This window comes from Variovorax sp. GW823-FHT02B07, from assembly GCF_058797695.1.
Map to the genome: position 1 here is coordinate 159,324 of NZ_JBXAJX010000001.1, position 15,357 is coordinate 174,680.

Below are 15,357 nucleotides of genomic sequence, written 5' to 3' on the forward strand. Positions count from 1 at the left end.
AGTCAGCTTATCGGCGGCGAGGCTGACAGATACATTTTTGACGTTTTGAAACAAACGTCAATGAGGTCGCCCATGCACATCCTGCTCGTCGCGAGCGCGTTCAACAGCCTCACGCAGCGCGTGCTGGCCGAGCTCCAGGACCGGGGCCACACCGCAGGCATCGTGCTGGCGCTCGGCGACGACGAGGCGCTGCGTGAAGCAGTGCGCCAGCACGCGCCGGCATTGATCGTCGCGCCGATGCTGACCACGGCGATCCCTGAGGACGTCTGGCGCGCCCACCCCTGCCTCATCGTGCACCCGGGCCCGCCCGGCGACCGGGGCCCGTCCTCGCTCGACCGGACGCTGCAGGGCGGCGTCGACAGCTGGGGCGTCACCGTGCTCGAGGCTGTGGCCGAGATGGACGCGGGCGATGTCTGGGCCTGGTCGCCGCTGAAGGTGCCGCCGCAGGCCGGCAAGAGCGACCTCTACCGCGGCGAGGTGGCCGACGCCGCCGTCGACGCCGTGCTGCTGGCCGTCGAGCGTTTTGCCTCGGGCACCTACAAGCCGAAGCGGCAGAAGGCGGCCGACCTCGCCGCCGGCTGGCGGCCCTTCATGAAGCAGGCCGAGCGCCGCATCGACTGGGCCACGCAGACCACCGAATCGGTGCTGCGGCAGTTGCGCGCGGCCGATTCGCAGCCCGGCGTGCTCGACGAGTTGCTGGGTGCGCCGTGGTACCTGCACGGCGGCCATGCCGAGGACGAGTTGCGCGGCACGCCCGGCGAACTGATCGCCACCCGCGCCGGCGTCGTCTGCCGCGCCACCGTCGACGGCGCGGTCTGGCTCACTCAGCTGCGGCCCTGGCGCGAGCCGGGCTCCGGTTTGCCGAGCTACAAGCTGCCGGCCGTCGAGGCGCTGGGCGCGCGATTGCCTGCCGGCCTGCCCGAGGTGGCCGCGCCGCTCGAGTTGCCCGCTGGCCGCCGCACCTGGACCGACATCCGCTACCGCGAGCATGGGCCGGTCGGCGTGCTGAACTTCTCGTTCGCGGGCGGGGCCATGAGCACCGCGCAATGCCGGCGTCTGCTGGCGGCTTACCGCTTCGCCTGCACCCGCCCGACCTCGGTGCTGGTGCTGGGCGGGCTGCGCGACTTCTTCTCCAACGGCATCCACCTGAACGTGATCGAGGCGGCGGCCGATCCGGCCGAGGAGTCGTGGGCCAACATCCATGCGATGAACGACCTGGTCGAGGCCGTGCTCACGACCACCGACCGCCTCACCGTGGCCGCGCTGGGCGGCAATGCCGCGGCCGGCGGCGTGATGCTCGCGCTCGCGGCCGACGAGGTGTGGTGCCGCGACGGCGTGGTGCTCAACCCGCACTACAAGCTCATGGGCTTGCACGGCTCCGAATACTGGACCTACAGCCTGCCGCGTCGCGTGGGCGCCGACGAGGCCGCGCGGCTCACGCAATCGGCGCTGCCCGTGAGCGCCAAGCGCGCGGTGGCGCTGGGCCTGGCGCAGCGCGTGCTGCAGGCCGCGCCGGAAGAGCTGGGTGACGAGGTCGGCCGGCTGGCCGCGCAACTGGCGGCATCGCCGGACCTGGCCGCGCGCCTGGCGGACAAGCAGGCGGCGCGTGTGCGCGATGAAGCGGCCAAGCCGCTGCAGGCCTATCGCGATGAGGAGCTGGCGCACATGCGGCGCAATTTCTTCGATCCGGCCGAGCCGCACGCGGCGTTGCGCTCGGCCTTCGTGCGCAAGGAGAAGGCGCAGCACACGCCCGCGCACCTCGCGGCGCTCGGCCTGCCGCGCTGAACGGCCGTCAGTCCTTGCTGTCGGGAATCACCGCGTCGGCCGTCGCGCCCACCACCTTGCCGGTGATGCGCGCGGTGCCGATGGCGGCATCGGCCGCGAGGCCGACCGCGCCGGCCCCCACGCTCACGGCGGTGCTCGCGACGCTGACCACCGCGCAGCCGCTCAGCAGCAGCGCACTCGCGAGGCCGAGCGCGGAAAGGACGAGGGGGCGGAGGCGGTCACTGCGTTGCATGGGCGGATTCTGCACCCGCAGCGCTTGATCGGGCGAGCGACGCCAGGATCGCCTCGCGGTCTTGGTCCAGCCGCGGCGGCTGCCGCCGCACCTGCGTGCGCAGCCCGCCGACGTGCACCGGGTTGCCCGCCACCGTGAGCGGCTGGCCGCCCTGCGTGCGCACCTGCACCAGCATCTCGCGCGCCTGCACCTGCGGGTCGTTCACCACCGCGGCCACGTCGTTGTAGTCGCCCGTGGGAATGTTGTGCTGCATCAGCAGCGCCTGCCAGTGCGCGCAGGGCGCGGTCGACAGGCGCTCTTCGAGCAACTGCTTGAGCGCCTCGTGGTGCTGGCAGCGCGCCGGGTTGGTGGCAAAGCGGGCGTCTCCGGCGAGCGCGGGCAGCTCGAGGGCCGTGCACAGGCGCTGGAACAGCGCGTCGTTGCCCGCCGCGATCACGAACCAGCCGTCGGCCGCGCGGAACACGTCGAAGGGCGTGATCGACGGGTGCCGCGAGCCGATCGGCCCCGGCGCGCGGCCCTCGGCCTCCATGCGCGAGATCGCGTTCTCGAGCAGCGCGACCTGGCAGTCGAGCATGGCCACGTCGACCCGATCCCCCACGCCCGTACGCTCGCGCTGCAGCAGCGCGGCCTGCGTGCCGACGGCCGCGTACAGGCCGGCGCCGAGGTCGCCGATCGACACGCCCACGCGCGTCGGCGGTGCGCCCGGGTGGCCGGTGAGGCTCATGATGCCGCCCATCGCCTGCACCACCATGTCGTAGGCGGGGCGCCTGCTGTACGGGCCGGTCTGGCCGAAACCCGAGACCGAGGTGAACACCAGTTTCGGAAAGCGCGCGTGCAGCGTCGGCCAGTCGTAGCCCAGCTTTTCCATCGTGCCGGGCCGGAAGTTCTCGACCAGCACGTCGGCCGTAGCCAGCAGCTGCTCGAAGACCGCGCGGTCGGCCGGCGCCTTCAGGTCGAGTGCGATCGACTCCTTGTTGCGGTTGACCGACATGAAGTAGGCCGAGTCGCCTTCGACGAAGGGGCCGATCTGCCGCGCGTCGTCGCCCAGGCCGGGTTGTTCCACCTTGATGACGCGTGCGCCCAGGTCGGCGAGCAGCAGCGTGCAGTACGGGCCCGCGAGCACGCGCGTGAGGTCGATGACGGTGAAGCCCTGCAGCGGGCCTGCCTTGGGTGCGTGCGCGGTCATTCGACGCTCGCGCCCGAGCGCTCGGTGAGTTCCTTCGACTTCGCGCCTTCGGCCAAGGCCCAGGCGCGGAATTCGGCCAGCGACTTCGAGGGCGCCGACTCGTTGCCCGACTTCTCCATTCGCGCCTTGACCTCGGGGTCGTTCAGCGCCGCCACGCTGGCGTCGAACAGCTTCTGCGCCACCTCCGGCGGCAGGCCGGCCGGGCCGAAGAGACCGAACCAGAAGGTGTAGTCGTAGCCCTTCACGCCGGCCTCGGCCACGCTGGGCACGTCGGGAAAGAGCGGCGAGCGCTGGCCCGAGGTGACGGCCAGCACGCGCAGCTTCTGGCCCTGCGCCATCGGCAGCACCGAGGGCGGCGTGCCGAAGGTGAGCTGCACGTCGCCCGCGGCCACGGCCTGGATCGACGGTGCGCCGCCCTTGTACGGCACATGCAGCATCTGCACGCCGGCCGCCTTCTCGAACGACAGACCCGCCAGGTGCGTCACCACGCCGGCGCCCGAGGACGAGTACGCCAGCTTGCCGGGGTTCTGCCGCGCCTCGGCGATCAGCGCCTGCACGGTCTTGGCGCTCACGTCCTTGTTCACCGCCAGCAGCATCGGCGCCGAGCTCCAGCGCGAGATCGGCACGAAGCTTTTGGCGCCGTCGTACTTCACGCTCTTGTAGAGCAGCTTGTCGCTGCCGTAGAGGTTGGCGCTGCCCAGCAGCAGCGTGTAGCCGTCGGGCGCGGCGCGCGCGACCTGGTCGGACGCGATGGTGGTGCCCGCGCCCGGCTTGTTGTCGATGACGATCGGTTGGCCGAGCAGCTTGCCCAGCTTGTCGCCGACGATGCGCGCCACGGTGTCGGCGCCGCCGCCGGCGGGGAAGCCCACCAGCAGCGTGATCGGGCGCGAGGGATAGGTGTCGGCCAGTGCGCCGGCCGAGGCCAGCAGCGCGGCGGCGGCGAACGAGAGGGCTCGCAGTTCTTGCTTCATGGGTTTGTCTCCTGGGTCTTGTGTAGGGAAGGGCGGGCGCGCTCAGCGGCCCTGGAACACCGGCGTGCGCTTCTCGCGCCAGGCCCGGCCGCCCTCGGCGAGGTCTTCGGAGGCGACGGTGCGCTGCACCTCGCGCGAGATCGCGGCGGCGTCGGCGGTGCCGCGCGCGATCTGGTTCAGGTGCTTCTTCATGCCCAGCAGCGCCAGCGGCGCCATGCCGGCGAGCACGGTGCGCAGGCGCTGCACCTCGGTGTCGAGCGCGGCGGCATCGTCGACCAGCTGCGTGAGAAAGCCGCAGTCGCGCATGGCGGCGCCGTCGAGCTTCTCGGCGGTGAGGAACAGGCGCTTGGCCGTGTCCAGCCCCAGCCGCGACACGTAGCGTTCCATGCCGCTCTGGTAGTAGTGCAGGCCGAGCCGGGCGGCCGGCATGAACATCTCGGCGCTGCGCGCGCCCACGCGGAAGTCGCAGGCCAGCACGAGGTCGGTCGCGCCGCCGTAGACGCCGCCGTGCACCGCCGCGATGGTGACGGCGCGGCAGTTTTCGAACACATCGACCATCTCGCCGAAGCTGCGGCCCTCGGTCTGGCTCTGGGTGGCCACCTCTGATATATCAAATCCGCTGCAGAAGTACTTGCCCTCGGCGCGCAGGACCAGCACCAGCACCTCGGGCGTGCGGTTCACTGTGTCCACATGCTGGATCAGCACGGGAAGATCGTCCGGCGTGAGCTTGTTGGCGGCCTGGGGACGGTGGAGCGTCAGATAGGCCACGTGGCCGTCGATCGCAAGGGTGGGAGACATTGATGTACCAAACAAATGAATTGATATATCTGTAAGGTTAGCTAATATCCAGATCGCCATGCAACCCGCGAAAACCCTCGACACCCACAGCCTGCAGGACCGCATCCGCGCCCGGCTCGAACAAGACATCCTGGGCGGCGTGCTGTCGCCCGGCATGGCCATCGACGAAAAGGCCCTGGCCCTGAGCTTCAACACCTCGCGCACGCCGGTGCGCGAGGCGCTGCTGCTGCTCAGTGCGCGCGGGCTGGTCGACATCGTTCCGCGCACCGGCATCTACGTGCGCCAGCTGCGGGCGAACGAACTGGTGGCGATGATGGAAGCGCTCGGCGAGCTCGAAGGCGTGCTGGCGCGGCTGGCCGCGCTGCGCATCGGCCCGGCGCTGCGCGAGGAGTTGCTGCGCGCCCTGGCCGGCACCGCCGCGCAGGCGCAGGCGGACGACGCCGAGGCCTACCAGCAGGCCAACGCCGCGCTGCACGACGTGATCTACCGCGCCAGCGGCAACCCCTTCATCGTGGAGCAGGCGCAGACCGTGCGGCTGCGCATCTCGGCCTACCGTGGGCGGATGTTCGAGAAGCCCGGCCGGCTCGCCGCTTCACAGCGGGAGCATGAACGGGTGGTCGAGTGGATTCTGAAAGGCCACGCGGACAACGCCGCGGAAGCGATGCGCGACCACATCTCGGTGGGCGGCAAGGTGTTCGCCGACCTCGTATTGAACAACAAGTTCGGCTAGTTCTGCTTCAGGTCAGCGCACGCGCATGCCCGGCGTCGCGCCCGTCCAGGGCTCGAGCACGTGGATGCCCGGGTGGGCCTTTTCGTCGCCGTGGCTCGCGGCCAGCACCATGCCTTCGCTGACGCCGAACTTCATCTTGCGCGGCGCGAGGTTGGCGACCAGCACCGTGAGCTTGCCCACGAGCTGTTCCGGCTGGTAGGCCGAGGCGATGCCGCTGAACACGTTGCGCGTCTTGCCTTCGCCCGCGTCGAGCGTCAGGCGCAGCAGCTTGGTCGAGCCCTCGACCTTCTCGCAGGCCACGATCTTCGCGATGCGCAGGTCGATCTTCGCGAAGTCGTCGATGGTGATGGTGGGCGCGATGGCTTCGCCGCCTGGCAGTTCTTGTGCTTCCACGGCGGCCGGCGCGGCTGCGGCAGCTTCGGGCGCGTCGAACAGCTTGTCGACCTGCTTGGGGTCGGCGCGCTGCATCAGGTGCTTGTAGTCGCCGATGGCGTGGCCGGCGGGCAGCACCTGTGCGGCGTCCGACCAGACGAGCGGCGAAATCTTCAGGAAGGCCTCGACGTTCACAGCCAGCGCCGGCAGCACGGGCTTCAGGTACAGCGTGAGCAGGCGGAAGGCCTCGATGCACACAGTGCACACGTCGTGCAGGCGCGCCTCGGCGCCTTCCTTCTTGGCCAGTTCCCAGGGCTTGTTCTGGTCGACGTACTCGTTCACCTTGTCGGCCAGCGCCATCACCTCGCGCAGCGCGCGGGCGTAGTCGCGGCCGTCGTACAGCGACTGCACCTGCGCGGCCGCAGCACGCAGCGTGGACAGCAGCGTTTCGCCGTCGGCCGACACCGCACCCAGCTGGCCGCCGAAGCGCTTGCCGATGAAGCCGGCCGCGCGGCTGGCGATGTTGATGTACTTGCCCACGAGGTCGCTGTTCACGCGCGCCACGAAGTCGTCGGGGTTGAAGTCGATGTCCTCGTTGCGGCCGTTGAGCTTGGCGGCGATGTAGTAGCGCAGCCACTCCGGGTCGAGCCCGATCGACAGGTACTTGAGCGGGTCGATGCCGGTGCCGCGGCTCTTGCTCATCTTCTCGCCGCTCACCGTCAGGTGGCCGTGCACATACACGGCGTTGGGCGCCTTGCGACCGCTGAAATGCAGCATCGCGGGCCAGAACAGCGTGTGGAAGGTGATGATGTCCTTGCCGATGAAGTGCACCTGCTCCAGCTCGGGGTCGGCCATGTACTCGGTGTACGAGATGCCGTCGCCGCCCAGTTCGATGCAGCGCTTGTCCAGCAGGTTCTTCAGCGAGGCCAGGTAGCCCACGGGCGCGTCGAGCCACACGTAGAAGTACTTGCCCGGCGCATCGGGGATCTCGATGCCGAAGTAGGGCGCGTCGCGGCTGATGTCCCAGTCGCCCAGGCCGCCCTTGCCTTCGTCGTCCTTGTAGAGCCACTCGCGGATCTTGTTCTGTACCTCGGGCTGCACGTGGCCGGGGGCGGCGGTCCATTCCTTCAGGTAGGCCTCGCAGCGCGGGTCCGACAGCTTGAAGAAGAAGTGCTCCGAGCTGCGCAGCTCGGGCTTGGCGCCCGACAGCGCCGAGTACGGGTTGATCAGCTCGGTGGGCGCGTACACGGCGCCGCACACCTCGCAGTTGTCGCCGTACTGGTCCTTCGAGTGGCAGTTGGGGCACTCGCCCTTGATGAAGCGGTCGGCCAGGAACATGCCCTTGGCCGGGTCGTAGAACTGCTCGACGCTCTTGGTCTCGATGAGGCCGTTGGCGCGCAGGTCGCGGTAGATGTCCTGCGCCAGCTGGTGGTTTTCGGGCGCGTCGGTCGAGTGCCAGTTGTCGAAGGCGATGTGGTAGCCGTCGAGGTAGGGCTTGCGACCCGCGGCGATCTCGGCCACGAAGGCCTGGGGCGTCACGCCGGCCTTGTCGGCCGCGATGGTGATGGCCGCGCCGTGCGCGTCGTCGGCGCACACGAAGTTGACGTCGGCGCCATTCATTCGCTGGTTCCGCACCCAGATGTCGGCCTGGATGTATTCCATCATGTGGCCGATGTGGAACTTGCCGTTGGCATACGGCAGGGCGGTGGTGACGAAGAGCTTGCGCGGGGCGGACATCGGGGAGGGCGCTTTCGGGAGTGACGAACGGAAGGGGCGCGGGGCCCGTGGAGGCGGCCAGGGGCCGCGTCCGGGAACCGGGCATTTTAGGCGGCCCGTCCCGCAGCCGCCGCCATGGGGCTGCTCACCCCGTCGGCGGGGTACCCGGAGTGACCCCGAAGGCCGCGGGGGTGTCGCCCGTGCGACGTATGCTCGCAGCCTCTTTACTGAAAGTGAGCCGCCGCCGATGACCACCTCGATCCCCGCAACCCTCATCCCCGGCGACGGCATCGGCCCCGAGATCGTCGACGCGACCCTGGCGGCGCTCGACGCGCTGAAGGCGCCTTTCGTGTGGGACACCCAGATCGCCGGCCTGGGCGGCGTCAAGGCCTCGGGCGACCCGCTGCCCAAGGCCACGCTGGACAGCATCCGCAGCACCCGCCTGGCGCTCAAGGGCCCGCTCGAAACCCCTTCGGGCGGCGGCTACCGCTCGTCGAACGTGCGCCTGCGCGAGGAGTTCCAGCTGTACGCCAACCTGCGTCCCGCACGCACCATCATCCCGGGCGGGCGCTACGACAACATCGACCTGACCGTGGTGCGCGAGAACCTCGAGGGCCTGTACATCGGCCACGAGCACTACGTGCCCATCGACGGCGACCCGCACGCCGTGGCCATGGCCACCGGCGTCAACACCCGCAAGGGCAGCCGCCGCATCCTCGAATACGCGTTCGACACCGCCGTGGCCACCGGCCGCAAGAAGGTCACGCTGGTGCACAAGGCCAACATCATGAAGGCGCTCACCGGCATCTTCCTGGAGACCGGCCTGGACCTGTACGAAGAGAAGTACAAGGGCCAGTTCGAGCTCGACACCGTGATCATCGACGCCTGCGCGATGAAGCTGGTGCTCAACCCCTGGCAGTTCGACATGCTGGTGACCACCAACCTGTTCGGCGACATCCTCTCGGACCTCGTGGCCGGCCTGGTCGGCGGCCTGGGCATGGCGCCCGGCGCCAACATCGGCACCAACGCCGCGATCTTCGAGGCCGTGCACGGCTCGGCCCCCGACATCGCCGGCAAGGGCATCGCCAACCCGACCGCGCTGCTGCTGGCCGCCGCGCTCATGCTCGACCACGTCAAGCGGCCCGAATTGGCCACGCGCCTGCGCACCGCCATCGACCAGACGCTCAACCTGGACAACGTGCGCACCGGCGACCTCGGCGGCAGCGCCGGCACGGCGGCCTTCACGAAGGCGCTGGTCGCGCGCATCAACGGCGGTTGAGCAAGAAAAGGGCAGCGCAGGTCGTCGCATGAAGAAACTGTTGCTGCCTGCGCTGGTCTTCCTGCTCGCCGGCCTGGCATGGTCCGCTGCCGGGGCCGTGGACGCGCCGCCGCGCTACACCGTCGTCAAGGTCGACCTGCGCACCGACAAGCTCGCGCTGTTCCTGAACGACGACACCGGCGCCGCCTTCAAGCGCTTCGACCGGCTCGAGGCCTGGCTGAAGGCGCGCAACAAACAACTGCTGTTCGCGGCGAACGCCGGCATGTACCACGCCGACTTCGCGCCCGTCGGCCTGCTGGTGCGCGAAGGCCGCGAGGAAGCACCTTTGAATCTGGCCGACGGCGTCGGCAATTTCTTTCGCAAGCCCAACGGCGTGTTCCTGGTGACGGCCCAGGGGCCGCGCATCGTCGAGGCGTCGGAGTACCCGGCGATCGCCGCGAAGGGCGGCGTGCAGCTGGCGACCCAGTCGGGCCCGCTGCTGCTGCGCCACGGCGCGGTGCACCCGGCGCTCATTCCGAATTCGGATTCGCGCAAGACCCGCAACGGCGTGTGCGTGTCGGGCACCACCGCGGTCTTCGTCCTTTCCGAGACGCCGGTGAATTTTTACGACGTCGCGCTGTACTTTCGCGACGTGCTGCATTGCCGCGACGCGTTGTACCTCGACGGCACCGTGTCGGCGATCTATTCGAAGACACTGCAGCGCAACGACTTCGTGCGCGACCTCGGGCCGATGCTGGCCGTGGTGGCGCCCTGAGGCCCGGTTGCCTTTTCACTTCTGCCCTTTCTCCCAGAGCCATGTCCACACCGCTGCCCGTCCTGTCCCTCCTTGAAACCCGTGTGCTCGGCGTGCTGGCCGAAAAGCAGCGCACCGTGCCCGACAGCTACCCGCTCACGCTCAACTCGCTGGTGTCGGGCTGCAACCAGAAGACCAGCCGCAACCCGGTGCTCGAACTCAGCGAGTCGCAGGTGCAGGCCGCCATCGACAGCCTGAAGGGCTACAGCCTCGTGGCCGAAACCAGCGGCGGGCGCGCCTTCCGCTACGAGCACAACACCGACCGCGTGCTGCGCATTCCGTCGCAATCGGTCATCCTGCTCACCGTGCTGATGCTGCGCGGCCCGCAGACCGCCGGCGAGCTGCGCATCGCCTGTGACCGCATGCACAACTTCGCCGACATCTCGTCGGTCGAGGGTTTCCTCAACGAACTCGCTGAACGGCCGGCCGGCGCACTCGTGGTGAAGCTGGCGCGCCTGCCCGGCGCGCGCGAAAGCCGCTGGGCGCACCTGCTGAGCGGGCCGCCGGCAGAAGAGGTGGCGGGGCCGGGCGCCTCGGGCGACGGCGCGTTTGCCACGCACGGCGACTCGCTCGGTGAAGTTGCGGCGCTCAAGGCCAACGTGGCGCGGCTCGAGACCGAGGTGACGTCGCTGAAAGCGCTGCTGGGGCGCGTGTGCTCGGAGCTGGGTATTTCTCCTGACGCGCCGGACGTACCCGAGGCCTGATCCCCCCGCTTCACAAAGGCTTCATCCAGCCCGCACATTCGCCGCCTACCGTCGGACCCATTGCGAACCCAATGGAGCTCCGACCATGGACCACGGACAAACGGCCACCTGGCGCGACCCCGCGCCCTTCGACGACATCACCCGCCGCCTGCTGGGCGGGCTGGCAGCACTCGCTGGCGTTGCCAGCCTCTACGCCTTCTTCTGGTGGGCCGCCTCGGCCACCGGTTTCCTGCTGTTCGACGGCTGGTGGCACACCTGGCGCGGCCTGGGCACGGCCCTCGCGTTCCGCGACGCGGACTCGGCGCTCTACCTGCTGAGCTGGACGCTGTCGGTCCTCGGCGGCGCGATCGGCTGGGTCGCGCTGGTTGCGCTCGCCGTGACCCATGGGCGCGGCTGGGGCGCAGTGGCGATGTGGATCAAGGTTGGCTGCTTCATCGGCGCCATCGCCGGGCTGGCCTTCGAACCCGGTCGGTTGCTGGCGCTGGCACCGATCGTCGGCGCGGTGCTGCTGATGCTGCGGTCGATGTTGTCGGCGCGCTGAGCAGGCTCACGCCCCCGCCGACACCGGCACATCCAGGCTCACCTTCACCGGGTCCATCGTCACCAGCGTGCGAAAGCGCTTGACGTTGTTGCTCTGGAAAAACAGCTGGCGGGTGAGCGCGGTGTACTGCGCCATGTCGCGCACCACGCACACGAGGATGAAATCCCACTCGCCCGTCACGTAGTAGCACTGCTGCACCTGCGGGCAGTCGCGAAAGCTCTGCTTCATGGCGTCGAGCCGTTCGATCTGCTCGCTCTCGGCCTCGACCTCGACCACGATGGTGAGCGGGTGCCCGAGCGCGGCGGGCGACAGCACGGCGCCGTGGCGCTGGATCACGCCCTCGTCGCGCAGGCGCTTGAGCCGGCGGTTCACCGCCGCCGTCGACAGGTGGATGCGCTCGCCCAGCTCGCCCTGCGAGAGGCGGCTGTCGGCCTGGATCAGTTCGAGCAGGTGCAGGTCGAGGGCGTCGAGGGGTGTCATGAGAAAGGGCGGGCTTCGCGCAAAAACGTTGCGTGATGGCGGCTCATTTTGCGCACCTGTCCCGCTGCGTTGTCAATAGCATCTCGCCATGAAGTTTCCAGACGCACCCCTGCGCGACCAGCTGGCCGGCTGGCGGCACCAGTTGCATGCGATGCCCGAGACCGGCTTCGAGGAGGCGAAGACCTCGGCCTTCATTGCCAACGCGCTGCGGGCGCTGGGGCTCGAGGTGCACACCGGCATCGGCGGCACCGGGCTGGTCGCCAGCCTCACGGTGGGCAGCGGGCCGGGCGTGATCGGCCTGCGCGCCGAGATGGACGCGCTCGCCATCACCGAACTGGCGACCGAGCGGCCGTACGCTTCCGGCACGCCCGGGCGCATGCACGCCTGCGGCCACGACGGCCACATGGCGATGGTGCTTGGCGCCGCGCAGCTGCTGCGCGAGCGGCGCGATTTCGACGGCACCGTGCGCTTCATCTTCCAGCCCGCCGAAGAGCATGGCCGCGGCGCCCGGGCCATGATGGACGACGGCCTGTTCGAACGCTTCCCGGTCGACGAGATCTACGGCCTGCACAACATGCCCGGCCTGCCCGCCGGCACCTTCGCCACGCGCACGGGCGGCCTGATGGCGAGCGAGGACAACTTCGTCATCCACATCCACGGCCGGGGCACGCACGCCGCACGGCCGCACATGGGCATCGACCCGATCGTGATCGGCGCGCAGGTCGTGCTGGCGCTGCAGACCATCGTCTCGCGCACGCTCGACCCCGGCGCGCAGGCCGTGGTGTCGTGCACCGAGTTCATCACCGACGGCATCCGCAACGCGATTCCGTCGAACGTGGTCATCAAGGGCGACACGCGCAGCTACGACCCGGCCGTGCAGCGCATGCTCGAGGCGCGCATGCGCGAGATCAGCGAAGGCATCTGCCGCATGCACGGCGCGGAGTGCACGTTCAGCTACACGCACGAGTTCGCGCCCACCGTGAACTGGGCCGAATGCGTGCCGACCGCGGTGGCCGCCGCCACGGCGGTAGTGGGCGCCGAGAAGGTCGATGCGAACGTCGCGCCGATGATGATCTCGGAAGACTTCGGTGCCTTCCTGCGCGCCGTGCCGGGCGCTTTCGTCTTCCTGGGCAACGGCGCCGAGGGCGAGCCCGGCGGCACGCCGCTGCACAACGGCCGCTACGACTTCAACGACGCGGTGCTGACCACGGGCGCGCGCTACTTCGCGCAGATCGTGCGCCAGCGGCTTCCCGTGCGCGCCGCCGCCTGATCCATTCTTCCTTTCCGTTTTTCTTCCCATGCTCTTCGCCAACCCTCACGCGCAACGGCGCGGCTACGACGCGGCCCTGCAGGCCGTCATGAACATCGCACGCGGCCGCGAGAGCCGCCAGTGGCTGTCCACCTGGGACCGGCTCTCGCCGCAGCCGACGCCGGCATGGGCGCTGCCCCGGCTCGCCGCACAACTGGGCATCGCGCAGGTGGTCGTGAAGGACGAATCGCGCCGCTCCGCGCTCGGCAGCTTCAAGGTGCTCGGCGCGCCCGTGGCCTTGCTGCGCCTGGTGCTGCGCCGCTGGCCCGAACGGGGTTGGACGCCCGCCGCCCTGTTCGCGGGCCGGCACGCCGAGGCGCTGCGCGACTTCGTCGTCATCAGCGCGACCGACGGCAACCATGGACGCGCACTGGCCGCGGCCGCGCAGAGCATGGGCTGCCGCTGCGTGATCGTGCTGCACGCGCAGGTCAGCGAGGAGCGCGAGGCGCCCATCGCCGCGCTCGGCGCCGAGATCGTGCGCATCACCGGCAACTACGATGCTTCGGTCGAAGAGGCCGCGCGCCTGGCCCAGGCGAACGGCTGGGAGGTCGTCTCCGACACCTCCTACGAAGGCTACGAAGAGATTCCGCGCGACGTGATGCAGGGCTACGGCATCCTCGTCGACGAGCTGCTCGAGAACACCGCGCCCGGCGCGCCGTGCCCCTTCACCCACGTCATCGTGCAGGGCGGCGTCGGCGGGCTCGCGGCCGGCGTGGCGAGCCATTTCTGGGAACGCTACGGCGCCGCGCGGCCGACGCTGATCGTCGTCGAGCCCGAGCAGGCCGACTGCCTGCTGCAGAGCGCACGCAGTGGCCGGCCCGACCGCGCCACCGGCAGCGTCGATTCGGTGATGGCGGGGCTGGCCTGCGGCGAAACCTCGCCGCTCGCGTGGCGCTTCCTGCAACCCTCGGTCGACCTCTTCATGACCGTCACCGATGCCGACGCCGAGCACGCCATGCGCACCTTCGCCACCGGCGAGGCGGGCGACGTGCCGGTGCTGGTCGGCGAATCCGGCGCGGCCGGCCTGGCCGCGCTGCAGGTGCTCGCGGCCGATCCCGAACTGGCGCGCGCCGCCGGCCTCGACGCCAGCTCGCGCGTGCTGCTGTTCAGCACCGAAGGCGCGACCGCGCCCGGCGTGTACCGCGCGCTGACCGGCCGCACAGGCGAAGAAGTCGTGGCGGCGCAGGCGCAATGGCTGCAACGCGAAGGCATCGCCGAAGCGGCGCTGATGGCGCGCATCGACGACCACGCTGCCATCGGCGCGACCGCGCAAGGCGGCGTCTGCCGCATCGCGCTCACCGACGCCGACCGCGCGGGCCGCGACCGGCTCGTGCAATGGATGCGCGACCTGGGCCTCACCGTGCGCATCGACCGCATCGGCAGCATCTTCGGCATCCGCCCCGGCCAGCTGCCCGATGCGAAGCCCGTGATGACCGGCTCCCACATCGACACCGTCGCCACGGGCGGTCGCTACGACGGCAACTACGGCGTGCTGGCGGGCCTGGAGGTGGTGCGTTGGCTCAACGAACGCCAGCGCCAGACGCTGCGCCCCTTCGTGGTCGCCGCGTTCACCAACGAGGAGGGCGTGCGTTTCATGCCCGACATGATGGGCTCGCTGGCGCACGCGGGCGGCCTGGCGCTCGATGCGGCGCTCGACACCGTCGCCACCGACGGCGCGCGGCTGGGCGACGAACTCGCGCGCATCGGCTACGCGGGCGACATGGCCTGCGGCGCGCTGGTGCCGCACGCGTTCGTCGAACTGCACATCGAGCAGGGGCCGGTGCTGGAGGCCGAGGGTGTGACCATCGGCGCGGTGGCCGACCTGCAGGGCATCTCGTGGCAGGAGATCGTCGTCACCGGCCAGTCGAACCATGCGGGCACGACGCCCATGCAACTGCGCCACGACGCCGGCTACTGCGCCGCGGCTATCGCGGTGTTCGTGCGCGAGCTGGCACGCCGCTACGGCGGCAGCCAGGTCGCGACCGTCGGTGCGATCGACCTGCATCCCAACCTCATCAACGTGATCGCGGCGCGCGCCACGCTCACGGTCGACCTGCGCCACACCGACGAGGCGACGCTGAAGGACGCCGAAGGCGAGTTGGCCGACTACCTGCGGCAGCTCGAAACAACCGAAGGCGTGACCATCGAAGCCCGCACGCTGGCGCGCTTCGAACCGGTGCAGTTCGATGAACGGCTGGTGCGCCTCGTCGAGGCCAGCGCGCACGCCCGCGGCCTGAGCCACCGCCGCATGACCTCGGGCGCGGGCCACGACGCGCAGATGATGGCGCGCATCGCGCCCGCCGCCATGGTCTTCGTGCCGAGCGTGCGCGGCATCAGCCACAACCCGAAGGAGCACACGGCGAGCGCCGACCTGGCGCAGGGCGCGAACGTGCTGCTGGACGTGGTGCTGGGGCTGCTGGACGAGGCGGACTGAGCGGCGCGAACTCAGCCGGCCGCGTGC

The 15,357-nt window shown here is 70.0% G+C and carries 14 protein-coding genes and 1 pseudogene; 9 read left to right on the forward strand and 6 right to left on the reverse strand.

The genetic code is table 11. The features are described from left to right. Positions 1-72 precede the first annotated feature (72 nt). A complete protein-coding gene (locus AC1RGU_RS00815; RefSeq protein ID WP_492694096.1) occupies positions 73-1,785 on the forward strand; it encodes a hydrogenase maturation protein in 1,713 nt (570 codons plus the stop codon). Positions 1,786-1,792: 7 nt separating this feature from the next. Here the strand turns inward: AC1RGU_RS00815 and AC1RGU_RS00820 are convergent, their stop codons facing one another. The 4 genes from AC1RGU_RS00820 to AC1RGU_RS00835 are packed head-to-tail and all read right to left on the reverse strand — an operon-like array spanning position 1,793 to position 4,972. Continuing rightward, complete coding sequence (locus tag AC1RGU_RS00820; RefSeq protein ID WP_354343033.1) at positions 1,793-2,017, reverse strand: hypothetical protein; 225 nt, start codon at positions 2,015-2,017, stop codon at positions 1,793-1,795. Beyond that, the gene (locus AC1RGU_RS00825) at positions 2,004-3,203 is read right to left on the reverse strand and encodes a CaiB/BaiF CoA transferase family protein (RefSeq protein WP_492694098.1); all 1,200 of its coding nucleotides are present in this window, start codon (positions 3,201-3,203) and stop codon (positions 2,004-2,006) included. The genes AC1RGU_RS00820 and AC1RGU_RS00825 overlap by 14 nt, the downstream gene beginning before the upstream one ends. Beyond that, positions 3,200-4,174 carry a Bug family tripartite tricarboxylate transporter substrate binding protein gene (locus AC1RGU_RS00830; protein ID WP_062478940.1) on the reverse strand — a complete coding sequence of 325 codons (975 nt, stop codon included), beginning with the start codon at positions 4,172-4,174 and terminating at the stop codon, positions 3,200-3,202. The genes AC1RGU_RS00825 and AC1RGU_RS00830 overlap by 4 nt, the downstream gene beginning before the upstream one ends. A gap of 42 nt (positions 4,175-4,216) precedes the next feature. Beyond that, positions 4,217-4,972, reverse strand: a complete 756-nt coding sequence (locus AC1RGU_RS00835; protein WP_390346097.1) for an enoyl-CoA hydratase/isomerase family protein — start codon at positions 4,970-4,972, stop codon at positions 4,217-4,219. Between the two features lie 58 nt (positions 4,973-5,030). Here AC1RGU_RS00835 and AC1RGU_RS00840 point away from each other — a divergent pair, with 58 nt between their 5' ends. Then, positions 5,031-5,702: a GntR family transcriptional regulator gene (locus tag AC1RGU_RS00840; protein WP_062478945.1), complete on the forward strand. Its 672-nt coding sequence runs from the start codon at positions 5,031-5,033 to the stop codon at positions 5,700-5,702. A gap of 12 nt (positions 5,703-5,714) precedes the next feature. On the opposite strand, the gene metG is transcribed toward AC1RGU_RS00840, so the two are convergent. Then, positions 5,715-7,811, reverse strand: a complete 2,097-nt coding sequence (gene metG / locus AC1RGU_RS00845) for a methionine--tRNA ligase (protein ID WP_492694100.1) — start codon at positions 7,809-7,811, stop codon at positions 5,715-5,717. Between the two features lie 226 nt (positions 7,812-8,037). On the opposite strand from metG, the gene AC1RGU_RS00850 reads away from it, so the two are divergent. The 4 genes from AC1RGU_RS00850 (at position 8,038) to AC1RGU_RS00865 (ending at position 11,107) form a co-directional block, all read left to right on the forward strand. After that, positions 8,038-9,069, forward strand: a complete 1,032-nt coding sequence (locus AC1RGU_RS00850; RefSeq protein ID WP_062478955.1) for an isocitrate/isopropylmalate dehydrogenase family protein — start codon at positions 8,038-8,040, stop codon at positions 9,067-9,069. A 28-nt stretch (positions 9,070-9,097) separates the two neighbouring features. Further along, positions 9,098-9,823 carry a phosphodiester glycosidase family protein gene (locus AC1RGU_RS00855; RefSeq protein WP_492694102.1) on the forward strand — a complete coding sequence of 242 codons (726 nt, stop codon included), beginning with the start codon at positions 9,098-9,100 and terminating at the stop codon, positions 9,821-9,823. A gap of 41 nt (positions 9,824-9,864) precedes the next feature. After that, positions 9,865-10,566: a YceH family protein gene (locus tag AC1RGU_RS00860; protein WP_095949333.1), complete on the forward strand. Its 702-nt coding sequence runs from the start codon at positions 9,865-9,867 to the stop codon at positions 10,564-10,566. Positions 10,567-10,651: 85 nt separating this feature from the next. Next, a complete protein-coding gene (locus AC1RGU_RS00865) occupies positions 10,652-11,107 on the forward strand; it encodes a hypothetical protein (RefSeq protein ID WP_492694104.1) in 456 nt (151 codons plus the stop codon). A gap of 6 nt (positions 11,108-11,113) precedes the next feature. Here AC1RGU_RS00865 and AC1RGU_RS00870 read toward each other — a convergent pair whose 3' ends face one another. Beyond that, positions 11,114-11,587, reverse strand: a complete 474-nt coding sequence (locus AC1RGU_RS00870; RefSeq protein ID WP_095743953.1) for an Lrp/AsnC family transcriptional regulator — start codon at positions 11,585-11,587, stop codon at positions 11,114-11,116. Between the two features lie 88 nt (positions 11,588-11,675). On the opposite strand from AC1RGU_RS00870, the gene AC1RGU_RS00875 reads away from it, so the two are divergent. The 3 genes and pseudogenes from AC1RGU_RS00875 (at position 11,676) to AC1RGU_RS00885 (ending at position 15,330) form a co-directional block, all read left to right on the forward strand. Beyond that, the gene (locus tag AC1RGU_RS00875; RefSeq protein WP_492694106.1) at positions 11,676-12,857 is read left to right on the forward strand and encodes a M20 aminoacylase family protein; all 1,182 of its coding nucleotides are present in this window, start codon (positions 11,676-11,678) and stop codon (positions 12,855-12,857) included. Positions 12,858-12,885: 28 nt separating this feature from the next. After that, a pseudogene (locus AC1RGU_RS00880) lies at positions 12,886-14,085 on the forward strand (diaminopropionate ammonia-lyase); the annotation flags it as partial. Then, complete coding sequence (locus AC1RGU_RS00885; RefSeq protein WP_492696431.1) at positions 14,071-15,330, forward strand: M20 family metallo-hydrolase; 1,260 nt, start codon at positions 14,071-14,073, stop codon at positions 15,328-15,330. The pseudogene AC1RGU_RS00880 and the gene AC1RGU_RS00885, both read left to right, overlap by 15 nt. The last annotated feature ends 27 nt before the right edge of the window (positions 15,331-15,357 follow it).